Annotated in this window: 23 protein-coding genes; 14 read left to right on the top strand and 9 right to left on the bottom strand. The window is 57.1% G+C overall.

Features of this window, described 5'->3' with window-relative positions; genetic code table 11:
- Nucleotides 1–67: 67 nt before the first annotated feature.
- Both pepN and ACFIO0_RS05270 read left to right on the top strand, forming a co-directional pair.
- On the top strand, nucleotides 68–2,611 hold the full coding sequence (gene pepN / locus ACFIO0_RS05275; protein ID WP_390914267.1) for an aminopeptidase N: 2,544 nt from the start codon (nucleotides 68–70) through the stop codon (nucleotides 2,609–2,611).
- Entirely contained in the window at nucleotides 2,612–3,040 is a 429-nt protein-coding gene (locus ACFIO0_RS05270) for a hypothetical protein (RefSeq protein WP_390914265.1), read from the top strand.
- 6 nt (nucleotides 3,041–3,046) lie between these two features.
- Here the strand turns inward: ACFIO0_RS05270 and ACFIO0_RS05265 are convergent, their stop codons facing one another.
- The gene (locus ACFIO0_RS05265) at nucleotides 3,047–3,697 is read right to left on the bottom strand and encodes a transglycosylase SLT domain-containing protein (protein ID WP_390914263.1); all 651 of its coding nucleotides are present in this window, start codon (nucleotides 3,695–3,697) and stop codon (nucleotides 3,047–3,049) included.
- Nucleotides 3,698–4,016: 319 nt separating this feature from the next.
- Here ACFIO0_RS05265 and ACFIO0_RS05260 point away from each other — a divergent pair, with 319 nt between their 5' ends.
- Complete coding sequence (locus tag ACFIO0_RS05260) at nucleotides 4,017–5,321, top strand: hypothetical protein (protein WP_390914261.1); 1,305 nt, start codon at nucleotides 4,017–4,019, stop codon at nucleotides 5,319–5,321.
- Here the strand turns inward: ACFIO0_RS05260 and ACFIO0_RS05255 are convergent.
- Nucleotides 5,318–5,806: a hypothetical protein gene (locus ACFIO0_RS05255; protein ID WP_390914260.1), complete on the bottom strand. Its 489-nt coding sequence runs from the start codon at nucleotides 5,804–5,806 to the stop codon at nucleotides 5,318–5,320. The genes ACFIO0_RS05260 and ACFIO0_RS05255 overlap by 4 nt on opposite strands.
- Nucleotides 5,807–5,959: 153 nt before the next feature.
- Here ACFIO0_RS05255 and gatB point away from each other — a divergent pair, with 153 nt between their 5' ends.
- The 5 genes from gatB to ACFIO0_RS05230 all read left to right on the top strand — a co-directional run bounded on the left by gatB (nucleotide 5,960) and on the right by ACFIO0_RS05230 (nucleotide 9,623).
- Complete coding sequence (gene gatB, locus ACFIO0_RS05250) at nucleotides 5,960–7,474, top strand: Asp-tRNA(Asn)/Glu-tRNA(Gln) amidotransferase subunit GatB (RefSeq protein WP_390914258.1); 1,515 nt, start codon at nucleotides 5,960–5,962, stop codon at nucleotides 7,472–7,474.
- A gap of 178 nt (nucleotides 7,475–7,652) precedes the next feature.
- A complete protein-coding gene (locus ACFIO0_RS05245; RefSeq protein WP_390914257.1) occupies nucleotides 7,653–8,342 on the top strand; it encodes a hypothetical protein in 690 nt (229 codons plus the stop codon).
- A 27-nt stretch (nucleotides 8,343–8,369) separates the two neighbouring features.
- Entirely contained in the window at nucleotides 8,370–8,525 is a 156-nt protein-coding gene (locus ACFIO0_RS05240) for a hypothetical protein (protein ID WP_390914255.1), read from the top strand.
- A 51-nt stretch (nucleotides 8,526–8,576) separates the two neighbouring features.
- Nucleotides 8,577–9,056 carry a thioesterase family protein gene (locus tag ACFIO0_RS05235; protein WP_390914254.1) on the top strand — a complete coding sequence of 160 codons (480 nt, stop codon included), beginning with the start codon at nucleotides 8,577–8,579 and terminating at the stop codon, nucleotides 9,054–9,056.
- A gap of 78 nt (nucleotides 9,057–9,134) precedes the next feature.
- Nucleotides 9,135–9,623: a DUF4177 domain-containing protein gene (locus ACFIO0_RS05230; RefSeq protein WP_390914252.1), complete on the top strand. Its 489-nt coding sequence runs from the start codon at nucleotides 9,135–9,137 to the stop codon at nucleotides 9,621–9,623.
- A 22-nt stretch (nucleotides 9,624–9,645) separates the two neighbouring features.
- Here ACFIO0_RS05230 and ACFIO0_RS05225 read toward each other — a convergent pair whose 3' ends face one another.
- Complete coding sequence (locus ACFIO0_RS05225; protein WP_390914250.1) at nucleotides 9,646–9,903, bottom strand: BolA/IbaG family iron-sulfur metabolism protein; 258 nt, start codon at nucleotides 9,901–9,903, stop codon at nucleotides 9,646–9,648.
- Between the two features lie 135 nt (nucleotides 9,904–10,038).
- On the opposite strand from ACFIO0_RS05225, the gene ACFIO0_RS05220 reads away from it, so the two are divergent.
- Nucleotides 10,039–10,665, top strand: coding sequence for a DnaJ domain-containing protein (locus tag ACFIO0_RS05220; RefSeq protein ID WP_390914248.1), 627 nt, complete (start codon nucleotides 10,039–10,041; stop codon nucleotides 10,663–10,665).
- A gap of 17 nt (nucleotides 10,666–10,682) precedes the next feature.
- On the opposite strand, the gene ACFIO0_RS05215 is transcribed toward ACFIO0_RS05220, so the two are convergent.
- Complete coding sequence (locus ACFIO0_RS05215; protein ID WP_390914247.1) at nucleotides 10,683–11,123, bottom strand: hypothetical protein; 441 nt, start codon at nucleotides 11,121–11,123, stop codon at nucleotides 10,683–10,685.
- Between the two features lie 281 nt (nucleotides 11,124–11,404).
- On the opposite strand from ACFIO0_RS05215, the gene cobS reads away from it, so the two are divergent.
- The 5 genes from cobS (at nucleotide 11,405) to ACFIO0_RS05190 (ending at nucleotide 17,222) form a co-directional block, all read left to right on the top strand.
- Entirely contained in the window at nucleotides 11,405–12,391 is a 987-nt protein-coding gene (cobS, locus tag ACFIO0_RS05210; RefSeq protein WP_390914245.1) for a cobaltochelatase subunit CobS, read from the top strand.
- A gap of 14 nt (nucleotides 12,392–12,405) precedes the next feature.
- Nucleotides 12,406–13,092: an aspartate/glutamate racemase family protein gene (locus ACFIO0_RS05205; protein WP_390914243.1), complete on the top strand. Its 687-nt coding sequence runs from the start codon at nucleotides 12,406–12,408 to the stop codon at nucleotides 13,090–13,092.
- 11 nt (nucleotides 13,093–13,103) lie between these two features.
- Complete coding sequence (cobT, locus tag ACFIO0_RS05200; RefSeq protein WP_390914241.1) at nucleotides 13,104–14,978, top strand: cobaltochelatase subunit CobT; 1,875 nt, start codon at nucleotides 13,104–13,106, stop codon at nucleotides 14,976–14,978.
- A 30-nt stretch (nucleotides 14,979–15,008) separates the two neighbouring features.
- Nucleotides 15,009–16,799, top strand: coding sequence for a M24 family metallopeptidase (locus ACFIO0_RS05195; RefSeq protein WP_390914239.1), 1,791 nt, complete (start codon nucleotides 15,009–15,011; stop codon nucleotides 16,797–16,799).
- A 78-nt stretch (nucleotides 16,800–16,877) separates the two neighbouring features.
- Nucleotides 16,878–17,222: a DUF427 domain-containing protein gene (locus tag ACFIO0_RS05190; RefSeq protein ID WP_390914237.1), complete on the top strand. Its 345-nt coding sequence runs from the start codon at nucleotides 16,878–16,880 to the stop codon at nucleotides 17,220–17,222.
- A 2-nt stretch (nucleotides 17,223–17,224) separates the two neighbouring features.
- Here the strand turns inward: ACFIO0_RS05190 and ACFIO0_RS05185 are convergent, their stop codons facing one another.
- The 5 genes from ACFIO0_RS05185 to ftsZ all read right to left on the bottom strand — a co-directional run bounded on the left by ACFIO0_RS05185 (nucleotide 17,225) and on the right by ftsZ (nucleotide 24,412).
- Complete coding sequence (locus tag ACFIO0_RS05185; RefSeq protein WP_390915283.1) at nucleotides 17,225–18,889, bottom strand: chloride channel protein; 1,665 nt, start codon at nucleotides 18,887–18,889, stop codon at nucleotides 17,225–17,227.
- 91 nt (nucleotides 18,890–18,980) lie between these two features.
- Nucleotides 18,981–20,627 carry a DNA repair protein RecN gene (gene recN / locus ACFIO0_RS05180; protein ID WP_390914235.1) on the bottom strand — a complete coding sequence of 549 codons (1,647 nt, stop codon included), beginning with the start codon at nucleotides 20,625–20,627 and terminating at the stop codon, nucleotides 18,981–18,983.
- Between the two features lie 40 nt (nucleotides 20,628–20,667).
- Nucleotides 20,668–21,537: an outer membrane protein assembly factor BamD gene (locus ACFIO0_RS05175; RefSeq protein WP_390914233.1), complete on the bottom strand. Its 870-nt coding sequence runs from the start codon at nucleotides 21,535–21,537 to the stop codon at nucleotides 20,668–20,670.
- Between the two features lie 147 nt (nucleotides 21,538–21,684).
- Nucleotides 21,685–22,608 (bottom strand): UDP-3-O-acyl-N-acetylglucosamine deacetylase, encoded by a 924-nt coding sequence (gene lpxC, locus ACFIO0_RS05170; protein WP_390914231.1) that lies wholly within the window; start codon nucleotides 22,606–22,608, stop codon nucleotides 21,685–21,687.
- Nucleotides 22,609–22,810: 202 nt separating this feature from the next.
- Nucleotides 22,811–24,412 carry a cell division protein FtsZ gene (gene ftsZ / locus ACFIO0_RS05165; protein WP_390914229.1) on the bottom strand — a complete coding sequence of 534 codons (1,602 nt, stop codon included), beginning with the start codon at nucleotides 24,410–24,412 and terminating at the stop codon, nucleotides 22,811–22,813.
- Nucleotides 24,413–24,512 lie beyond the last annotated feature (100 nt).

Raw genomic sequence — 24,512 nt, 5'->3', positions numbered from 1 at the left:
CGGCCAATGTCTTGCACCCCTAACGTAGTCCCGTTGATACCTGTTCCCAACTTTTCGGAAGTGACTTATGCGCGACGCAGCCCCCCAGACTATTTATCTTAAGGACTACACGCCTTTTGGATACACCGTCGACACCGTCCACCTGACCTTTGATCTGGCCCCGAACGCCACGCGCGTCACGTCGCGGATCAAGTTCAGCCCGCGCAAAGACGCCACCGACAAGACGTTCTTTTTGCATGGCGAACAGCTCAACCTGCGCTCCGCCAAAATCGACGGCGAAACGGTCACGCCAACTGTCACCGCCGAGGGGCTGACCTGCGAGGTGCCCAACATCCCGTTCATCTGGGAATGCGAAGTCCAGATTGATCCCGCCGCCAACACCTCGCTTGAGGGGCTGTATCAATCCAGCGGCATGTATTGCACCCAGTGCGAGGCCGAAGGGTTTCGTAAGATCACATTTTACCCCGACCGCCCCGATGTAATGTCGACGTTCACCGTGCGCATCAACGGGCCGCATTCCACGTTGCTGTCCAACGGCGATCACGTCGCATCAGGCGATGGCTGGGCGGAATGGCACGACCCCTGGCCCAAGCCCGCGTACCTATTCGCATTGGTCGCAGGCGAACTGATCGCCCACAAAGACCGCTTTACAACCATGAACGGGCGCGACGTCGCGTTGAACCTGTATGTGCGCCCCGGCGACGAGGGCAAGTGCGCCTTTGGCATGCAGGCGCTCAAGGATTCGATGAAATGGGACGAAGACGTCTATGGCCGCGAATACGATCTGGGCATTTTCAATATCGTCGCCGTTGATGATTTCAACATGGGCGCGATGGAAAACAAGGGGCTGAATATTTTCAACTCCTCTGCCGTGCTGGCCAGCCCTGAAACCTCGACCGACGATAATTTTGAACGGATCGAGGCGATCATCGCGCATGAGTATTTTCACAACTGGACGGGCAATCGGATCACCTGCCGTGACTGGTTCCAGCTGTGCCTGAAAGAAGGGCTGACGGTGTATCGCGACAGCCAGTTCACCTCGGATATGCGATCGCCGTCGGTCAAACGCATCCGCGACGTGATCGATTTGCGCAGCCGTCAGTTCACCGAAGATCAAGGCCCGCTTGCCCACCCTGTGCGCCCCGAAAGTTTTCAGGAGATCAACAATTTCTACACCGCCACGATCTACGAAAAGGGCGCCGAAGTCATCGGCATGCTGCGCACGCTGGTCGGGGCCGACGCCTATTCAAAGGCGCTGGATCTGTACTTTGATCGCCACGACGGTCAGGCCTGCACGATCGAGGATTGGCTACAAGTGTTCGAGGACAGCACCGGCCGCGATTTGACCCAATTCAAACGCTGGTATTCCCAAGCGGGCACGCCGCATCTTAAGGTCGCGGAAACCTATCAGGGTGACACTTACACGCTGACCTTTACCCAGCACACGCCGCCCAGCGCGGCGACGGCCAAACCGGAACCGCAAGTCATTCCTGTCGCCCTTGGTCTGCTGGGGCCAGACGGCGTCGAAACCATGAGCACTCAAATCCTCGAGGTCACCAAAGCCACGCAAAGCTTTAGTTTCACCGGTCAGACGTCCAAACCGGTGCCGTCCATCCTGCGCGGGTTTTCGGCGCCCGTGGTTCTGGATCACAAAGCGGACCACGCGTTCCTACTGGCCCACGACACCGATCCGTTCAACCGCTGGGAATCCGGGCGCGCGCTGGCCAAGGCGTCGGTTCTGGCCAGTATTCGCAACGGCAAAGCCCCTGATCCGGCCTATCTGGACGGGTTGCACGCGCTCATCCGCAATGACGATCTGGACCCGAACTTTCGCGCGCTAATGCTTGGTCTGCCCAGTCAGTCTGAACTGGCCGCTGATTTGCACACCGCCGGCGACACCCCTGATCCAGACGCGATCTGGGCGGCGCATGAGGCAACCCGCGCCGCGCAAGCCGATCATCTGTCAGACATTTTGACCCCGCTGTTTGAGCGCTATCAAGTGTCCGCCCCCTACCAACCCGACGCCGGGCAATCCGGCAAACGCGCGCTGACGGGGGCCATTCTACCCCTGCTCACCCGCCTTGACGGGGGCGACGCCGCGCAAAAGCAGTTCGACAGCGCCTCGAACATGACGCAGCAACTGAGCGCGCTTGGCGCCTTGATCAGTGCAGGGCGTGGCGACGGGGCCCTTGCGGCCTTTGAAACCCAGTGGCGTGACGACCGGCTGGTCATGGACAAGTGGTTCGGCCTGCAAGTGATCAAGGCCAAGCCCGACGATGCCGCCGACACGGCCACAGCCCTGACCAAACATGCGGCGTTCAACTGGAAAAACCCGAACCGTTTCCGCGCCACGCTTGGGGCCCTCGCGATGCACCACGCCGGGTTCCACGCCAAGGACGGGTCTGGATACAGGCTGCTGGCCGACTGGCTGATCAAACTGGATCCGGTGAACCCGCAAACGACCGCACGGATGTGTTCGGCATTCCAGACCTGGCGGCGCTACGATGCGATCCGCCAAACCTTGATCGGCACACAGCTAGAGCGGATCGGCAATACCCCCAAACTCAGCCGCGATACTTCGGAAATGATCAGCCGGATCAGGGGCGCGTGAGTGGACGCCTACAGGTTTGAAACCTCAGGGCGCAATTGGACGACCCTGATCACGGTGCTGGCCATCTGGGTCGCTCTGGTGGTTTTGATCATTCGCATCGACATGTCCATCGTGCTGGCCGTGGCCGTGGTTTTGTGCACCCTGCCCGCGTTTTACGATTTGATCACTGCGCGGGCGGCTGGGCTAAGCTTGGATGCCACCACGCTAAGTTGGCATGCAGGCACCAAGACTGGCGAGGTTTCGATCAAAAAAATCAAACACATCCGCTTTGACACCCGCCTTGATCTGTCCGTGCGCCTCACGGCTGTGCTGCACATCGGTCAAAAGGTGAAAATCCCGTTTGAGGCAACGCCGCCCCACCGCGCGTTTGAAACCGAACTAGAATCCCGTGGCATCAAAACCGAGCGCCACCATTTTGGGTTTGTGTGAACTGGGTCAGGGCCGCGTCTGTGGGCGCAGGTTGTCCAACGGCGCACAGTACGCCTGACGACGCAGCCAATTCGCCATGTCAGCGCGTTTGGATTTGGACCGCATCGGCCCCCAATCGGCGCTGACACCACGCCATTTGTTGTCGCGCCCATGCACCACCCCGTCACGTGGCACAGTGACGGCCATGATCCGCACCGCGCAGCTTAGGTTGGCCGCACCGTTTTTCAGCGCCTCACCGGTGCCGACATTGCATTTATAGCCCCGCGCCGTCGCGGGCAGGATTTGCAACAAGCCATACCACTTGCCACCGCCGCCCACGGCCTTGGGCTTGTAGGTGCTTTCAAATTTCGCAAGCGCCGACATGAACCCCAACCAAAAGGCACGGCGATCCGCGTCGCTTGCGGTTGGATATTTGGGGCACCAGTTTTCGATGTCGCGCGGGACCATATCCGTCAGCGGCTTGCCGTGTGATTTCAGTGCAGACAGCGCCGCACGGTTCCACAGCAGGTGATCTTGTTGATGCGTCCAGCGGGTGCGCGGCACATTGCCGTCCCGTGTTGGGGGGCGCAAATCGACCGTATCACTGGTGTCGGCGAGCACCGATCCTGCAAAAGGTCCGCTCAGACCGATCAACACGGCCAATATGGTTAATTTCATACGCATGACGATGACTATGGGCAAAGGTGTACCCAAATGGCAAGCTTTGCCCCCTCATTGCCCCTGATTTTGCAACAACAGTCCGCTCATACGCGGATTGTCGCTATTTCGCGTCACTTGGGCAGTTCAACGGAATTCCACCCGAAAGTGAAAGCTTACCTACCTTAACGGGAAGTAAGGCGCAAAATTAGGATTTTGTTAATAAAATAAGCGGTTTTGCCGTGACAAAAGCCTCAAACCATCGCGCCCTCGCCACGTTTCGGCCTCAAACCTTTTGCACATTACGAGGGTCGAATAAAAGAATTTGGAAATATCCAGAATGTTGTTAACGAGTATCATTGGTTCCCCCCTGCGCCCCTTTTCGGCGCTGTTTTCAAGGACCCGCCCAACGGTTGCCGCAGACGGCGTTGTTCTCCCGTCCGGTCCTGTTGTTCAAAAAGCCCGCACACGATCACACGAAGCGATTGACCAAGCCCAGGCTTTGTCGATCCCCTGCCCTGACCCAACCGCAGAAGACCGCGAACGGGACTATCACCAAATGCGTGGCCAGCGTTTGGCCCGTCAGGAACAGTGGGATGATGTGGCCCGTGCGATCCGCCTTGCTGATCGCGCCCTGAGCAAAACAGCCGGTGGTATGCCTGTGGCTGATCTGGTCGGATACGGCGCGCGGGCAGATGTTGTACTTGCCTGTGAACATGCGCTGATCACTGGCCGCCCGGCCAAAGATGCACCGTTGATGGACGGCATCGAGGCGCTTGAGGGGGTGCTTGCAGACTCCAACCACGACTACGCCATTGCAGCCATTGTCGCCCATGCCCACATGGACATCGGTTGGGCGTGGCGTGGCACCGGCTGGGACACAGAAATTTCGTCTCAGAACCGCGCGGCGTTTGAGGCCCATTTTGATCGTGCCACAGACATTTTGGCCCCCTTCGCCGATATGAACCCGAAACCTGCGTTCTTGTGCGCGGCAGAATGTGCTCTGCGCACCGGCAAAGATTCATCCAAAGAAAATATCGCAGACGCCTACGAAACCCTGATCAACCTTGATCCGATGAATGCCCGTGCGATGCGCGCAATGGGCAACCACCTGCTGCCACGTTGGTATGGCAGCCACGACATGCTGGAACTCGAAGCGCGCCGCACAGCTGCCCGCACGCAAGAGCTTTGGGGTGCCGGGGCCTATGTTTGGGTGCAATTTGATGCAATCGCTTATGACGACGTCGCCTGCTCGCGACTGGACGTGGCGTTTTTCATCGACGGATTGCACGACATCCTAGAGCGGACCCAGAACCAGTATGTCGTGAACCTTTTGGCCGCCTATTGCGCCAATACGATGGGCAATGCCCGTGGCGGAAATGACGAATCCGATCACGTACGCGCCCAGATCACGGACTGTGCCAAATGGATTATCCGCGAACATCTGACCGAATTGCACCCGATGCTATGGGCCCACGCAGCCCGCGGTTTTGACAACAACCTGCGGGTGCGCTGCCCTGACCGTTTTGCGGCCTCGGGCCAAGCAGACGCACTGCGCATCATCGGCAACACGTTCCGGCATGAAATCGCGGCGGGCCTCAAGGTGATCTTTACCGAAGACGGCCCAGTGACCGAAGCCGCTTAAAGTCTTCGCGCCGCCGCACTGAGCAGCAGGCGCGAATACACTTTGTGCGCGCTTAGCAACGTATCAAAAACCGGCCCCAAACGGGGTGATTTGTTGCCCTTGGCAGGCTCGGGCACCACCACAGAGCCGAACATCAATTGCGTCTTGTCAGCCTCGTGCGTCACCATCAGGCAGGATTTTGTGCGCCCTGCGTTCAGTAAAATCTGGGTGTCCTCGCGCGCTTCGACGGTCCATGCCGCGAACTTTGTCGCATCTGCGTTTGCCAAGTCTGTGACCTGCTGATCGGTGCTGGGCAGGCGCGCGGCAATGCGCAAAACCAGTCGTTCCGCGCGAAACAACGGCGTTGTGTAAAACGCTTGGATAAATGCCGCGAGCGTCACATGACCATCAACTTCGGTCGCAAACAGATCGGTATAATACCCGTCTTTGGCCGCCTCGGCCGTAAGAAAGCTCCACTCCGGCACGTCGGGTTCACTAATTTGCATCTCGGGACCACTCCTTTGATCTGGGCCTTTTGGTAACTTGGGGCCAAACCTGAAATTTCCCTATCCGACATCTTGCCGCGCCCCCAAACCACCTTGCCCCGCGCGCAGCCCTGTTTTATGACCAATCCAAACAGTTTACCAAAGGCACACCCCATGCTCGATCTGACCTACGACTTGCCCAAAATCAAAACCATCGCTGGTGCCAAACACGATTGGGAACTGGTGATCGGGATGGAAGTGCACGCGCAGGTCGCCTCAAACGCGAAATTATTCTCGGGGGCGTCGACCACCTTTGGGTCTGAACCCAATTCGAACGTGTCGTTTGTGGATGCAGCCATGCCCGGCATGTTGCCGGTGATCAACGAATATTGCATCGAACAAACCGTGCGCACGGGGCTGGGCCTAAAGGCACAGATCAACCTGAAATCGGCGTTTGACCGCAAAAACTATTTCTATCCGGACTTGCCGCAAGGCTACCAAATCAGCCAGTTGTACCACCCGATTGTGGGCGAAGGCGAAGTCTTGGTCGAGTTGGGCGACGGCACCGCGCGCATGGTGCGGGTCGAACGCATCCACATGGAACAGGACGCGGGCAAATCCATTCACGACATGGACCCGAACATGTCGTTTGTTGACGTGAACCGCACAGGCGTCTGCCTGATGGAGATCGTGTCCAAACCCGACATCCGCAGCCCCGAAGAGGCCGCCGCCTACATCGCCAAAATCCGCCAAATCGTGCAATATCTGGGCACATCTGACGGCAACATGCAAAACGGCAACCTGCGCGCTGATGTGAACGTGTCTGTGTGCCGCGCGGGTGATTACGAAAAGTTCCGCGAAAACGGCGATGATTTTTCTTATCTCGGCACCCGTTGCGAGTTGAAAAACATGAACTCGATGCGGTTCATCCAAGCGGCGATCATTGCCGAGGCAAAACGCCAAATTGGTGAAATCGAAGCGGGTCGCAAAATCCAGCAAAACACCATCGCATGGAACCCGGATACTGGCGAAATCTCGCCTCTGCGATCCAAAGAAGAAGCCCATGACTACCGTTATTTCCCTGATCCGGACCTGATGCCGCTGGAAATCGAACAAGAGTGGGTTGATGAAATCGCAGCCACCTTGCCCGAACTTCCAGACGCCAAAAAATCGCGTTTTATCAGCGACTTTGGCCTGTCGGATTATGACGCATCCGTGCTGACTGCAGACGTGGACACCGCTGGTTACTTTGAAGCCGTGGCAAAGAAGCGCGACGGAAAAGCATCGGCCAACTGGGTCATCAACGAACTGTTTGGCCGCCTGAAAAAAGACGATCGCGACATCACCGACAGCCCCGTTACGCCTGCACAATTGGGCGGCGTGATCGACTTGATCAGCTCTGACGCAATCAGCGGTAAAATTGCCAAAGACCTGTTTGAAATCGTCTATACCGAAGGCGGTGATCCTGCTGTGATCGTCGAAGAACGCGGCATGAAACAAGTCACCGACACCGGCGCAATCGAGGCTGCCTTAGACGAGATCATCGCCGCCAACCCCGCCCAAGTTGAAAAAGCCCGCGAGAACCCGAAATTGGCGGGCTGGTTCGTCGGCCAAGTGATGAAAGCCACAGGCGGCAAAGCCAACCCCAAGGCTGTGAACGAATTGGTGGCGAAAAAGCTGGCGGGCTGATGCGGTACGTTATCGCGCTGTGTCTTGTGCTGCTTGCAGTGCCGCAAACAGGAACGGCACAAGAGGGGTATCCAAATACGTGCGATCCCCTGATTGATTGCGCGATCTTGGCGTTCCACTACGAAAGAGGGAGTGCCTCCCCCCAATTTTTCCAAAAGACGTCAAACGCGCAGACGCTTTGACCCGTATGGCGCTTGATGCGCGGAATAAAGGCTGCTCGGACGGTGCCCCCGAGCAATGCGAAAGCCTTGCTCAGAACGTCTTTACTCTGAAGGAACTGACCCCCGACGGACCTTACAGCATGTCGAACCGCGCGGCCCTCGCTGCAGCGCAAACTGACGCACAATGCGCAGCGGGCAAAGCAATGGCATGTTTGATACACATCGACATTTTAAGCCAACGCACCGATGGCATCTCGTTTGGTGTCGCACGCGCGATGCAAAATGGCGCGTCCCTCGCAGATGCTACATCAGCACTAAAGAGCAAAGAAAAAGCGTATGTTCAGCACGCCGAAACCTTAGCTGAAAGCCGAAATAGTGCTTTGCGAACTCAATGCGCTGCCAAAGAAAAGCAAGCCTGCGACGATCTGGGGCTTTTCTTGTCATGGTACGGCAAATTAAGAAACTCGCGTTACGAGCATCTAACCTATCTATTTGATGCCTGCACAGATGAATCCCCTACAGCGTGCAATCCGCTGATTTCTGGCGTAATGGAAATTGCCACATTTGCAGAGGCTGACGGTGCTGCGCCGCTAGAACCGTGGCGCGCCAAATTGGAACAAGGGTGCGACGCGCAAAACCTGACCCTATGTTACTTTCTTGTTTTGGTCGGTGAATTTGACGAGACGCAGGATACAGCCGCATTGTAAGCACAGATATGCGACATGGGCTCGTCAATGACGTGCAGTCGAATTGGCCAGCGCTTGCTACAGGATTACGCCAAGACAAACGCCCCGGAAACGCTCGGGCGCGCCACGGATGTTTTGACGCGCGCCTGCGATCTGGAAGAACACTACGCCTGCCACATCCTCGAACACCTCTCCAAAGGGTAACGACGCCGCGTCGATGTTGACTCCGCCCTAGCCCACAGGAACGATCAGCTCATGCAAAACGCCCCCTTCCGCTCCTCCACCCTGACCGTGCGCCCTGAATGGATCGACTATAACGGCCACCTCAACATGGCCTATTATTCGGTGCTGATGGATCAATGCGCCGATCAGGCCTATCCGGTTTTCGGCTTTGGTCCTGACTATTTAACCGAAACCGGCTGCACCACCTATGTCGCCGAATTCCACGTCTGTTATGTGCGCGAATTGCATGTGAATGATCCAGTCCAGATCACCTTTCAACTGCTGGATTATGACGAAAAACGCTTTCATGTGTATCAAGAAATCTGGCACAACGACGGCTGGCTGGCGGCCACGGGCGAGGCCCTCACGCTGCACGTCGATCAATCCGGCCCCAAGGTCGCACCGATGCCGCAGACCGTACTGTCGCGTATTGAAACGATGTATGATGCGCACAAAGATCTGCCGCGCCCGGATCGCGCCGGTCGCAGCATCGGGATCAAGCGCAAGAGTTAGTGTTGCGACAGGCAACCCGCCTCTTTTCCCCACCTCGCACCCCTGCTATACGGGCATCTGCAATCCAAAGGTGCGTCCATGTCCACATACGAATATCGCGTTGTTCCCGCGCCCTCTAAAGGGCTGAAGGCTAAGGGAATCAAAAGCCATGAGGCCCGTTTCGCCAATGCGATCGAGGAGTTGATGAACACCATGGCGGCCTCTGGTTGGGAATATCAGCGCGCAGAAACATTGCCATCGATTGAACGTTCCGGACTTACCGGATCATCGACTGAGTGGCGCAATGTTTTGGTGTTTCGCAAACCGCGCACCACAGACGTCACCACATTTGCACCCGAAGTTTTGGCCCCGCCCGTGATTGCTGCTGCGGCTGTTGACACTGACGAGGAGGATGTCAGCGATGACGAGCCTGAGGAACCTGTCGACACGGACCAGCACCCGGCCGGCGGGGTTGGCGCCACACAAATGCTCAGCGACAACGGCGTTGAGGAAACCAGCGAAGTTGCCGGCATGACTGACAGCCTGCGCAGCCTTGCCGAACAACGTGCTGACAAACCCGAGACCTAAGCCTCGGGTTTAAATCAGAAAACTAAACGTCGATATCCAGTGCCAACGCGTGAATTCGTCCTATCAATTCGGCCCCCAATGCGGCATGAACGGCACGGTGACGCACAATTCTTGACTGCCCGGAAAAACCGTCAGCCCGGATGCGCACGTTAAAATGACTTTGCCCGCCATCCTGGTAGCCTGCGTGCCCGCGATGGCTTTCGCTGTCATCGACAACCTCTAATTCGCGAGGCGCAAAGGCGTCCCGCAGCTTTGTTTCGATTTCTTGAGTAACCAGCATACACCCGCCCATTTTTCTATCTGAGTTGAACGTCAAAAAAAATCGCACACGACCTGACGTATTTTCGCGTCAACCCCCTTCAACTTCTCTGTCAATATTCTAAACTCAACGCCTTGAGTCGAAAAGGTCCCATTCATGCCAAAGCCTGATCCGTTCGGATTCGATATGTCCGTATCCACATCCAAAAAGAAAAACCCCCGTGGCCGCCGCGGCATGTCCGGTGCATCCGAGACATCAACCCGCGTGTGCGATCACGCCGGCTGCGCCGAGGCAGGCAAGTACCGCGCACCAAAGGCCCCCGATGTTCTGGATGATTTCTTCTGGTTTTGTCAGGCGCACGTGCGCGAATATAACCTGAAGTGGAACTTTTTTGACGGCACGACCGAGGCCGAAATCAACGCGCAGCAGTCTGACGACAAGGTATGGGAACGCCCCACCAAACCGATGGGCGACCCCGAGGCGCGGGCGTGGGCCCGTTTGGGCATCGAGGATCCGCATCAAGTGTTGGGTGCAAATTCGACGCAAAACCCCGGACGTGGTGCCAAAGCCGGTCGTAAATTGCCAGCCACAGAACGCCGCGCCATCGAGGTGCTGGAGGTTGATGACAACGCGACCAAGCCGGAAATCCGCAAGGCCTACAAAAAGCTGATCAAAGTGTTGCACCCCGACATGAATGGTGGCGATCGCAGCCAAGAAGAACAGCTGCAAGAAGTTGTTTGGGCGTGGGATCAGATCAAAGGCAGCCGCAGCTTTAAGGACTAAGCGCGGCCGCCAATTGCTTAGCCAAAGATGTCTTTCACAGGTGGGAATCGCGCAACTGCGCCCCACCTGGCAAAGGCATCGACACCAACCATCGCCACACCCCACGTCAACACCAGCAACGGGCTGCTCGCCCCGTCGGCAATCGCAATCACGCCCAATGCTCCGGCTGAGGGGGAACCGACGGCAAGCACGCCCATGGTCGCCGCGGCGATAATCGCGCCAAAAACCGTTGCCAACACCGCACTTAGACCGGCCAAGGCCCAGCCCCACCAACGCGCATGACCGAATCCGCTCGCCACGATAAACCCTGCAACCAGCGCCCCCCAGAACGCCGCAAGATGCACCCCTTGATCCGGGATGTGACGTGCCATCGGCCCGCCCCAATGCACCAAGCCAAACGACACGATCCACCCCGCCAGCCCGCACACGCCCGCGCGATACATCCGTTGGGATGTCACCCAAGTCGGCCTTTTCAGATTTCGAATTTCAACCATGTTTTCCTCGCTGTGAATTCTCCTCTCAGCAATAGCGCGGCGTTTGTGCAGTTTTCACGCATCACTCGCACGGGGTTTGCGTATTTGCGCCCACATCGGGCCCGCGATTTTGACGCGACGTAAACAACTGGCCTCAAGGGGGAGCAGATATTGGCCCTTCCCCTTGTCCTTCCTCGCGATATGTTGCACCACGAACGCGGCGGGTATTTGGCCGCCGATTTACATTATGATAAGGACGACGTGCGATGGCCGACGGTGCAATGGATATTAACGCGAAACCAACCGAAGACATCTCGGTCCGCGACGTCTTTGGCATTGATACAGACATGACGGTCAAAGGCTTTGCCGACCGCACGGAACGTGTCCCCGAGTTTGACCCGACCTACAAGTTTGATCCCGACACGACACTGGCGATCCTTGCAGGTTTTGCGCACAACCGTCGCGTGATGATCCAAGGCTATCACGGCACCGGCAAATCCACGCACATCGAACAGGTCGCATCGCGCCTGAACTGGCCAGCGGTTCGGGTGAACCTGGATTCGCACATTTCCCGTATCGATCTGATCGGCAAAGACGCGATCAAGTTGAAAGACGGCAAGCAAGTCACTGATTTCCAAGAAGGTATCCTGCCTTGGGCCTTGCGCAATCCAACTGCGATTGTGTTTGATGAATACGATGCCGGCCGCGCCGACGTTATGTTTGTGATCCAGCGGGTTCTGGAAAAAGACGGCAAACTGACCTTGCTGGATCAGAACAAAGTGATCACGCCGCACCCGTTCTTCCGTATCTTTGCGACCGCGAACACGGTTGGTTTGGGTGACACGACGGGTCTGTACCACGGCACGCAGCAGATCAACCAAGGCCAAATGGACCGTTGGTCTTTGGTCAGCACATTGAACTATCTAAGCATCGACGCCGAAACCGCGATCGTTCTGGGCAAAAACCCGCATTACAACACCGAAGCAGGCCGAAAGATCATCAAGCAGATGGTCACGGTTGCCGACCTGACGCGTACCGCATTCATGTCCGGTGATTTGTCGACAGTGATGTCGCCACGGACTGTGATTGCATGGGCCGAAAACGCTGAAATCTTCAAAAATGTCGGCTATGCCTTCCGCCTGTCCTTCCTCAACAAATGTGACGAGCTAGAGCGCCAAACGGTTGCCGAATTCTACCAACGTTTGTTCGACGAAGAACTGCCTGAAAGCGCCGCAAGCGTCAGCCTGGGCTAATCCAAGGAGGCAACATGCACCTCGGTTTAATCGGCGGTATCGGTGCCGCATCAACGGTGGTATATTATCAAAAGCTGACCGCAGCGATGCGCAGCTTTGGCAAACCGCTTGAGATGACGATAGTTCAGGCGGATGCCAATGTGTTGGTCAAAAACAACTTAGCTGATGATCGTGTTGCACAAGCACAGGTTTATGCAGGTTTGATTGACAGATTGAAGGCGGCGGGTGCCGACTGTGCAGTGATAACATCGCTCGGTGGACATTTTTGCGTCGACGAAACAATTACTTTATCGTCCTTGCCAATCGTCAGCGGAGTCGCGCCCTTGGATGACTACTTTGTTGCGCAAGGCATTGGAACTGTTGGATTGTTGGGAACGGGCGTCGTAATGCGTACCAGTTTATATGGACAACTGACCCATACCAACGCCATTGCCCCCGATGATATTGACGCCGTTGGTCAAACCTATTTGGACATGGCCTTGTCGAGCAATTGCACCGATGATCAACGCAGCTTTTTCATTGCCGAAGGCCAAAAATTGATCGACGCAGGGGCCGACGCGGTTGTGCTAGCAGGCACCGACCTGAACCTTGCCTTTGACGGACGCGACGTAGGCTATACAGTGATCGACGCACTTGATGTGCATGTGGATCTTTTGGTGGACCTCGCAACCGATACCAAAACTTTGAACGCAGTTACATAGGGCGCAAGACGATGAGCCAACCAGACAACCCAGCCGACGCGTTCAAAAAGGCCCTCTCTGAGGCGACCAAAGTCTTGGCCAACGATCCGGAATTGAACGTCAGCTACACCGTTGATCCCGCAGGTCTGTCCGGTGACGCGATGCGCTTGCCACAAGTGTCGCGCCGCATGACCCGCGACGAAGTTTTGTTGGCGCGCGGCACCGCAGACGCGCTGGCGCTGAACCGCCGTTATCACAACGGCCAGACCCACGCCCGCTATAACCCACAGGGCGAAATGGCGCGCGAATTATACGAAGCGATGGAAACCGCCCGCTGCGAAGCCGTCGGCGCGCGCGACATGCCGGGCACCGCTGGCAACATCGACGCCAAGATCAAGCACGAAGCCATGCGCAAGGGCTATGATCAGGTCAAACAGGCATCTGACGCACCCTTGGCAACTGCTGCGGGCTATCTTGTGCGCCACTTGGCGACGGGCCGCGACCTGCCCTCGGGTGCGCAAAACGTGATGGAGCTGTGGCAGCCGTTCATTGAACAGCAGGCCGGCGGCACGCTCGAAAACCTGAACGATATTCTGGACGACCAAGCCGCGTTTTCGAAGTTCGCGCGTCAGATCATCGCTGACCTAGGCTACGGTGATCAGTTGGGGGATGACCCTGACCAAATCGACGACGACCAACAAGACGAGGCCGAAGACGGCGGCGAAGAGCAGCAAGAACCAGATAGCACCGGCCAAGACGACAACGACGACGAAGAGGCCGAAGGCACGCCGGAGCAAAGCCAAGAAGAGCAGCAAGACGCGTCGCAAGCCCAAGTTTCGATGGACGAAATGGCCGATCAAGAGATGGGCGAAGAGGCAGAAATGCCCGACGGCGAGGCTCCGCTTGAACCACCTGCCCCGCAACCTGTGTCAGACGCGGACCCTGAATATCTGGTCTATCTGTCTGACCACGATGAGGAAATTCGCGCCGAAGATTTGGCGGAACCGGTTGAGTTGGAACGCCTGCGCGCCTATCTTGATCAACAGCTGGAACCGTTAAAAGGCGCTGTGTCGCGCCTTGCCAACAAACTCCAACGCCGCCTTCAAGCCCAGCAAAACCGGTCTTGGGAGTTTGATCTTGAGGAAGGTACGTTAGATGCTGGCCGTCTGGCACGGGTCGTTGCGAACCCGACGACGCCGCTGTCGTTCAAGGTCGAAAAAGACACCGAATTCCGCGATACTTGCGTGACGCTGTTGCTCGATAACTCCGGTTCGATGCGCGGTCGCCCGATTTCGATTGCCGCGATTTGTGCGGACGTTTTGGCGCGCACGCTGGAACGTTGCAACGTCAAGGTCGAGATCCTCGGCTTTACCACCCGCGCGTGGAAAGGCGGCCAAGCCCGCGAAGCGTGGCTGAACGATGGTCGCCCGCAAACACCCGGCCGTTTGAACGATCTGCGCCACATCATCTATAAATCCGCTGACGCCCCGTGGCGCCGCGCGCGCCCGAATTTGGGTCTGATGATGAAAGAGGGCCTGCTTAAGGAAAACATCGACGGCGAGGCGTTGGAATGGGCGCACCGTCGTATGTCGGCGCGTCCTGAATCGCGCAAAATTCTGATGGTGATTTCTGACGGGGCCCCGGTTGATGACAGCACACTGTCGGTTAACCCCGCGAATTACTTGGAAAAACACCTGCGTGATGTGATCGCGATGGTCGAAAAACGCCGCGCAGTTGAACTGCTGGCGATCGGGATCGGCCACGACGTGACGCGCTATTACGATCGCGCCGTGACCATCACCGATGTGGATCAGTTGGCCGGTGCGATGACCGAACAATTGGCGGCCCTGTTTGATTCTGACCCGCGGGCCCGCGCCCGTGTGATGGGTATGAAACGCGCAGGCTAAAAACACGAAAACCAAGGCGGGAGTGATCCAATGTTTCAGTCGTTTGAAGTAACCGCACGGCCGGAGCAAGGCCCACCCAGACTTGCCGCACTGCGTGATGAATTAGCCCGCGCCGCGCTGGACGGTTTTTTGATCCCACGCGCAGATGCACACCAAGGCGAATACGTTTCAGCGCGCGACGAACGGTTGGCTTGGCTCACTGGATTTACTGGGTCAGCCGGATTTTGCGCGGCCCTGCGCGATGTGGCTGGCGTGTTCATCGACGGGCGCTACCGCACACAAGTCAAAGACCAAGTCGCCGATGTTTTCACGCCTGTTCCCTGGCCCGAAACCTCGCTGGCGACATGGCTCAAGAATCAGTTGCCAAACGGTGGGCAGGTTGGGTTCGATCCGTGGCTGCACACAGTCGCACAAATCGAACAAGCGCGCGCGACGCTTGAAGGGACCAACATTTCGCTGGTGGAGTGTGAAAACCTGGTTGATCGTATTTGGGAGGATCAGCCTGCACCCGCCCAAGAGGCCGCCAAAGAACATCCCATTGAATTTGCAGGGGAAAGTCACGCTGACAAGCGTACCCGGCTCGGCATTGCCTTGCACGAAGCTGGCCATGAGGCCGCCGTGATCACCCTGCCCGACAGCATTTGCTGGCTGTTGAACATTCGTGGCGCTGACATTCCACGCAATCCGATTGCGCAGGGGTTTGCTGTTCTGATGGCTGATGGATCCGTCGATCTGTTCATGATGGCGCACAAACTACACGGGCTTGAGGCGTATTTGGGACCCGAGGTGCGCATCCACGCGCCAGACGATTTTCTGTCGTATCTCAGCACGCTCAGCGGCCCTGTGCGGCTGGACAAAACCAGCGTTCCGGTGATCGTCGCACAGACCCTTGGCGACAAGGTCGTTTGGGGGGAAGAGCCATGCGCGCTGCCCAAAGCCTGCAAAAACACCGCTGAAATCAACGGCAGTGCGCAGGCGCATTTGCGCGATGGTGCGGCTGTGGTTGAACTGCTCGCGTGGCTGGACGCACAGGCCCCGAACACCGTGAGCGAGACCCAAGTTGTCAGCAAACTTGAGGCCTTTCGCCGCCGTGACAACGCCCTGCAAGACATCAGTTTCGAAACAATTGCTGGCACTGGCCCGAACGGCGCGATCATGCATTACCGCGTCACGACAGAAACCGACAGCCAGTTGCAAGACGGGCATCTGATCGTGCTCGACAGTGGCGGTCAGTATCTGGATGGCACCACCGATATCACCCGCACAATTGCAATCGGCACCCCGAATGACGAGGCGCGCTCCGCCTTTACGCGGGTCTTGCTGGGTATGATTGCGATCAGTCGTTTGCGCTGGCCGTTGGGTCTTGCCGGACGAGATATCGAGGCCATCGGGCGCGTGCCTTTGTGGATGGCTGGGCAGGATTTTGATCACGGACTGGGTCACGGCGTTGGTGCGTATCTGAGTGTTCACGAAGGCCCGCAACGCCTGAGCCGCATCAGTCATGTGCCACTGCAAGCTGGCATGATCCTGTCAAACGAGCCTGGATATTACCGTGAAGGGGCCTTTGGCATCCGGATCGAAAACCTGATTGTCGTTGAAAACGCGCCCGAATTGACCAGCGGTGACGCGCACCGCGCCATGTTGAATTGGCGCACGCTAACCTTTGCGCCGATTGATCGCAGGCTTATCGATATTGATCTGTTGGATGCGGATAGCCTTGCTTGGCTGAACGCCTATCACGCTGAAACATTTGATAAAATTGGCCCACGCGTTGCCCCAGAAACCAAAGAATGGCTGCGTCAGGCGACCCGCCCACTGTAACCCTCTGGCGTGGTTGTCGTGTCTCTGTTAGGTTCGCGCTTCAGTTGACACGCAACGACACGTTCGAAAGGGATCATCATGGCCGACCACATCAAAATCCGCAAAGCTTCTGGCAAATGGAGCGTGCGCGCCGGTGGGGCTGTGTTGGGCGAAAGCACCTCAGCGCTTGAGTTATCCGAAGGCGATTACCCGCCCGTGATCTATTTTCCGCGCAGCGATATCGCCATGGCGTTTTTGGACCAAACCGACAAAACCACCCATTGCCCGCACAAAGGCGATGCGACGTATTTTTCTGTTGTGACCAAATCGACAACGCTAAAAGACGCAGTTTGGAGCTATGAAACGCCCCTGGACGGTGTCGACCGGATCAAAGGGTATTTGGCGTTTTACACAGGCGATCAAATCACCGTCGAACACATCTAAAGCTAGGAATGTTCCTCGGCGGCAGTTGCTGCCAGCGCGCGGTTGTACGCCTTTAGCGCATCCACATGAAACAGCGCGCCCCATAATTCGGGCGGGCTGTCTTCGCCGCTGAGCGTCACAACGGGCACAAACGGCACCGACGCGCGGTCAAAGATCGGCATCGCGGCCTCTAACGTGGCGTTGCCATCAACGTAGATGCCATCGCCGATCATTTCCCAACAAGCGTCCTCGTCCGCAGCACGTGGATCATCGGCTTTGCGCATCACATTGGCGACACGGAACATGGCCAGCAGATAGGCTTGTGGTCCAGCCGCGAGGTGTATGCCGCGTCGTTCAATCTGTGACAGGAAAAACGAACGGTCCACGATGCGCGAGGCAAGTGCCGTCGAAATCGACACAGACACCATGACCGCAAGGCCGGTTTGCCAGTCGCCGGTCAGTTCGAACACAATCAATGTGGTGGAAATCGGCGCGCCCAAAACGGCAGCGGCCACCGCCCCCATGCCCGCTAACGCGTACAAAGTCGTGGTGCCGGACACCGTCGGGAAAACCGCCGTTGCGATCAGCCCAAAACTAAGGCCGACAAGTGCACCGATCATCAAAGACGGCGAAAACACGCCCCCGCCCATGCGCCCTGCCATGGTGATGGCCACAGCAATGGTTTTCAGGACAGCAAACACGATAACCTCGTGCAGACCCAATTGGCCTGTCAACGCCAGCGACGTTGTTTCGTATCCGACGCCGATGATGTGCGGATAGGCCAGCGCCAGAACGCCAAGCATTAGCCCCGCAATCGCCGGTCGCATCCAACGGCGCAGGCCCGTCTTGGCTTGCAATCGCGTGCCGATGTCGTCCGCCCAAAAGACCGTGCGCATCAGCACCACCGCGACCAATCCACAGGTCAGGCCCAGCAACAAGAACGCAGGCAGTTCCACGTAGAACTGCAACGCGCTTTCGACTGGCAACATGAATTCTGTCACGCCGCCATATTCCAAACGGTTGATGACCGTGCCTGCCACTGACGCGATGACAATCGGCGCAAACGCGTGCACAGCAAAATGGCGCAACACGACCTCTAAGGCGAACAAAGCCCCGGCAATCGGCGCGTTAAAGCTGGCAGAGACAGCCGCAGCTACGGCGCACCCAAGCAAGTCGCGACCGGTTATGCCATCAGCGTGAATGTAGCGGCTGACTTTGGTGGCGATGACGGCTGCAAGGTGCACAACCGGTCCTTCACGCCCTGTCGAGCCACCTGAGGACAGCGTTATGAACGACGCGATGGCAGAGGCCACACCGGCGCGGGTTTCCACCCGTCCTTCGTTCATCGCCGCGCCCTCGATCACATCAGCCACGCTGCGCACGCGACCATCAGGGGTGAAATTATGCAGGATCAATCCAACCAGCAAACCACCCACCGCAGGCAGTGCAATCAGCCAGTACCACGGCAGGTTTTGTGCGGCACTGATCAGCGACTGACCTTCATCCAAACCGTAAAGAGTGCCCTCTAAACCCTCGATACCTTTGCGAAAAAACAACGCCGTGGTGCCCGCCGCGATCCCGACCAGCAAGGCAATGAACCAGAATTGGATCTGCCCTGGTCCTTGCTTGCGCAGCAACGCCCAGCCGTCTTTGAAAGACGTCGCCGCGTCTCGGCTCAGGGATTTCAAATAGGCGTTAAGCGTGTCCAACGGAATGGCCCGATTTGTTCAGAGGTTTATTACCTCTAGGCCAAAGTGCGCGGATGTAAAAGGTGCCGTGTTAGTCCAGCAACGCGCGCGCGGCGGCCCGGGCCTGTTCTGTGACGGTATCGCCTGACAGCATCCGCGCGATTTCGTCGGTGCGTTCATCTGGCGACAGCGGCACGACGCGGGATGTGGTCATGCCTTTGGTCACCGATTTTTCGACGCGCCAGTGATGCGCGCCCAAGGCGGCCACCTGCGGCGAATGGGTGACAACTAACACTTGCCCGCCATCCGCCAGCTCTGCCAAGCGGCGACCAACGGCATCCGCGGTCGCACCGCCGACCCCGCGATCGATTTCATCAAAGATCATCGTCAGGCCGGATTGATCCTTGGTCAGGCACACCTTTAGCGCCAGCAAAAAGCGGCTAAGTTCACCCCCAGATGCGATTTTATTGAGCGGACCAGACGGCGCACCGGGGTTCGTCGCCACACTGAACGACACCATATCACGCCCTTCCGGGCCCGGCGTTTCCGGTTCGATCAAGGTCGTGAACACAGCACGGTCCATTTTCAACGGAGCCAATTCACCGGTCACAGCCTTGTCCAGTTTTGACGCCGATCTTTGACGCGCTGCCGTCAATGCGCCTGCAGCGGCATCATAGCCCAGCTCTGCTGTTTTCAAGTCAGCGGCCAGCACAGCCAAATCCGCATCCCCTGCATCCAAGGCGGCCAACTTCACCGCAAGACCAGCGCCGAATTCAGACAGCTCATCAGGTGCAACATCGTACTTGCGCGCCATTGCACGGATCGCAAAAAGGCGCTCTTCGACGTCTTCTAATTCACTGGGATTAAACGATAATGTGTCGATGCAGGCCATGATGCCATCAATCGCATCATCCAACTCAACCATTGCGCGGCCCAATGCGTTGATCGGGGCTTCTAGATGCCCTTCGGCTTTGTCCGCGATGCCGTCCAACCACCGCAAAGCATTGGCAAGATTGCCTTCAGCGCCATCGTTACCCAGCACTTTGTGCGCTTTGATTACGTCGTCGCGGATCTTTTCCGATCCCTGCATCAAACGACGACGTACGTCCAATTCTTCGTCTTCGCCCGGCTCTGGTGACAAGGCAGTCAGCTCAGCAACCGCATGGCGTAGAAATTCTTCTTCGGCGCGGATCGCATCCATCGCCTCTTTTGCCGCCTTCAACGCTTTGCGCGCTTTGCCCATCTGCGACCAAGCTTTGCTGGTTTTGACCTTCGCGTTTTCGGTGTTCGCAAAGGTGTCCAAAATGGCGCGGTGCCCCTTTGGATCCAAAAGGCCGCGATCATCATGCTGACCGTGTAATTCCAGCAAAGTGTCAGACAGCGCGCGCAACACGTCACCCGAACACCGTCGGTCATTAACCCACGCTGTTTTGCGTCCGTCACTGGTATTGATCCGGCGCAAGATCAGCTCGTCACCATCGGGCAAGCCAGCCTCGATAAGAACTGCATGTGCTGGATGATCATCAGGCAAATCGAACCACGCCGTGACTTCGCCCTGTGCCGCGCCTTGGCGCACCAAGTCTGCACGTCCGCGCCAACCCAGAACAAAACCCAATGAATCCAATAAGATGGACTTGCCAGCACCGGTTTCGCCCGTCAACACATTCAAACCCGGTTGAAACAACAGTTCCAGCCGATCGATGATCAACATGTCAGAAATATCGAGCCCGCGCAGCATGTCGTCTAGCCTGTAAGGTGGGCGTGTCGCCCACCATCCGTTACAGCCACCGGCCTTTGATCATTTGACGGTAAACTTGGCGTAGCCAACCATCGCCTGCGGCCTTCAGTTCCAGCCCGCGACCGGTCAACAGCTTGTAACTGTCTTCGTACCATTCTGTGGACTGGTAGTTGTACCCAAGGATCGCGCCTGCGGTTTGTGCCTCTTCCGTCAGGCCAAGCGACAGATACGCCTCGACCAAGCGGTGAAGCGCCTCAGCTGTGTGCGACGTGGTTTGGAAATCTTCAACAACCACACGGAAGCGGTTTATCGCGGATGCATAGTGATCGCGGCGCAAATAGTAGCGTCCGATTTCCATTTCTTTGCCCGCAAGGTGGTCAAAGGCCAAATCGAATTTGAGAATCGATGACTTCGCATATTCGCTGTTCGGATACCGTTCGATGACTTCGCGCAGCGACTGCAACGCTTGAAACGTCAAACCTTGGTCACGGCCAACTTCATCAATTTGGTCATAATAGCTTAGCGCCAGCAGATATTGGGCGTAGGCCGCATCGTCATCATCGGGGTAAAAATCGATGAAACGCTGCGCGGCCGAGCGGCTGTCCGGATATTCTTTGTCGCGGTGATGGGCAAACGCCTGCATGATCAAAGCGCGTTTTGCCCAGTCAGAATAGGGGTAAAGCCGTTCAATTTCACCGAAAAAGAACGCGGCTTCGGATGGTTGATTACGCTCGAGTTCAAACTCGCCGCGCTCAAAAATCTGCTCCGCTGTGAACGACTCAAGAGGGACTTGTTGTGGATTAAACAAGCTGCCCGTCGTCGGCAGATTCCGTGATCCACCGCAGGCCACCAAAGTGGTGGACAACAGCAGCGCTACGATCAAACGTTTCCCAGAGGCACCGCTCGCCATGATTGATTTCCTCACCGCATTCACCCCGCCCTTAGAGGGCTGTCTTTCACATGTGTTAGCACACTATTTTACCATGCAAAACCATGCAAACGCCCTTTGATCGCGCCATTTGAAAATTGTGAAGATGTTGTCGCTGAAAACCCTAGTTTACGCGACGTTCGGGATCTCGTCCCAGACCAGACCATAGCCCGGAAGGGCTTGTGTCATTGCGTCGTCACAGACCACCATTTGAATGGCCCCTGGGGTCGCAAAGACCTTGCGCAGCAGTGTATTTGTCAACGAATGCCCTGCCCGCACGCCTGAATACCGCCCAACCAGTGGGGCACCAGCAAGCGCAAGATCGCCCAAAGCATCCAGCATTTTGTGACGTACAGGTTCATCCGCATGGCGCAAACCACCCGGGCTTAGAACTTTGGCACCGTCAAACACCACGCCATTTTCGCCGGATCTACCACCCAGCGCCAATCCGTTGGCTTGCATATTCTCGACGTCCGCCTGACGGCAGAACGTACGGCTGTCACATAGTTCGCGGGCAAAGCTGCCGTTGTTCATGCGCAGTGATTTGCTTTGATGACCGATGGCCGAGTCGACAAAATCGATCTGAAAGTCGATGTACAGCGTGTCCGCAGGTGCCAACGTCGCTGACGCATCGCCCTCCGTGACGGTTACCGTTTTCATCACTTTGAATGCCCGTACCGGCGCGTGCAAAGCCCGCAAACCGCGTTGCATGATACCGCGTACAAATGGAACAGCAGAACCATCCACGATCGGCACTTCGGGCCCGTCGATTTCAACCAGCGCATTGTGCACGCCGCATCCGGCCAAAGCCGCCATAACGTGTTCAACGGTGGAAACGCCAACGCCGGACGCATTTTCCAACTTGGTGCACAAAGGCGAACGATTGACCGAATCCCAGCGCGCCGGAACAAGGTTGTCCCCGGTTGCGATGTCTGTGCGTGCAAACCAAATCCCGTGCTCAGCCCCGGCTGGGCGAATAGTCAGCGTTGCGGGTGCGCCTGAATGCAGGCCCCGACCGGTAAAGCTGATGGGTGATTTAATCGTGGTTTGCAAAACTGCCTCATTCTTGACGCACTCTCGTGCTGTTGATTTGATAATTACGTTTCAACGGCTCCAACCTCAACTCAATCTTTGTAACGTTCTGAAACATCAGGTTTCACAGTCGGCAGATTCACGCCAGCCTGCAATCAAGTCATTGCTTTTAAACGAAAAAGGGCCACCCTAAGGCAGCCCTCAATCCGTATATTTCGTAGCGTCAATTCGCTTGGCGACGCAAGAATGCCGGGATTTCGATACGCTCTTGGTCAGGATCCACGGCCTCAACTGGCTGTTGCGCAGGTGCGGCAGCTTGCTGTTGAACCGGAGGTTGTTGACGCGCGGGACGCTCTTGCGTTAGCTGCTCGGCGTGACCCGTCATGCGATTGATCAACGAATTGATCCCGAAACGCGGGCGCTCTGCTTCTCCAGTTGGCGCAGGTGCCGCAGCAGCCGGAGCCTGTGCAGGGGCTGCTTTTTGTGCAGCGGCACGCAGACGCGCCATTGCTTCTGGCGATGGCGTGCCCGGCGTTGGCGCACGTGGTGCAACAAATGCCTCAGGCTCAGCTTCGAGCGCTTCGTGTTGTGGTTCAAACGCGGCCACTTGCGGCTGATACGCAGGGGGCGGCAGATCGTCGGTCGCGACAGCCGGAATATCTTCGGCAAAGATATCTTCGGCCATATCTTGTGCGGCGGCTTCTTGGACATTCAACTCTTCGAACAACGACGGCTCTGGCGCAGCTTGTGCAGCGATTTCAGGCGCATATTCGGCTTGAGATGGCGCGGGTGCAGACGCTGTTTGCGACAAAGGTGCGGCCATTGGGCGGCGCGGCACTGGCATGTCTGTCTGCACGTCAACCGCATCGATACCGGTGGCAACAACGCTGACGCGCATCATGCCTTCCATGGCTGTATCGAGGGTCGAACCAACGATGATGTTCGCCTCTGGGTCGACTTCTTCGCGAATGCGGTTCGCCGCTTCGTCCAGTTCGAACAACGTCAGATCGTGTGCGCCGGTGATGTTGATCAAAACGCCTTTTGCGCCGCGCAAGCTGATTTCGTCCAGCAGCGGGTTGGCAATGGCTTTTTCTGCGGCTTGGATCGCGCGATCTTCGCCGTCCGCCTCGCCTGTGCCCATCATCGCCTTGCCCATTTCGTCCATCACGGAGCGCACGTCAGCAAAGTCGAGGTTGATCAGGCCAGGACGCACCATCAGGTCCGTCACACCCTTAACGCCTTGATACAGAACATCATCTGCCATCGAGAACGCCTCGGTGAATGTGGTTTTTTCGTTCGCAAGACGGAACAAGTTTTGGTTCGGAATGATGATCAGCGTGTCGACAACTTTTTGTAGCGCCTCAACACCGTCTTCAGCCTGACGCATGCGCTTGGCACCCTCAAACTGGAACGGTTTAGTGACAACACCAACGGTCAGAACACCCAACTCGCGGGCGGCTTGCGCGATGATCGGGGCAGCACCAGTACCGGTACCGCCGCCCATGCCAGCGGTAATAAAGCACATGTGCGCGCCCGCCAGATGGTCAACGATTTGCTCAATGCTTTCTTCGGCGGCCGCGGCCCCAACGCTTGCGCGGGCGCCTGCACCCAAACCTTCGGTGACCTTGATGCCAAGCTGCACACGCGTTTGCGACGCAGATTGTTGCAGCGCTTGGGCGTCTGTGTTTGCCACAACGAAATCAACTCCATCGAGTTGCTTTTCAATCATGTTGTTCACAGCGTTGCCGCCAGCCCCACCGACACCGAACACGGTGATCCGAGGCTTCAATTCGTCCTGTCCGGGCATCGAAAGGTTCAATGTCATTGTTAAAGTCCGCCTGTTTGGACCCGCATTCGCGGGTGTTTTTATGCCTAATCCGCCTTAATCTTAGCCAATTTTCTAAGCACCGTCACCCAAAAAACGC

Source organism: Pseudosulfitobacter sp. SM2401, from assembly GCF_042932805.1.
Taxonomy (GTDB): Bacteria; Pseudomonadota; Alphaproteobacteria; order Rhodobacterales; family Rhodobacteraceae; genus Ascidiaceihabitans.
This window is presented reverse-complemented; position numbering and strand designations above follow the sequence as displayed.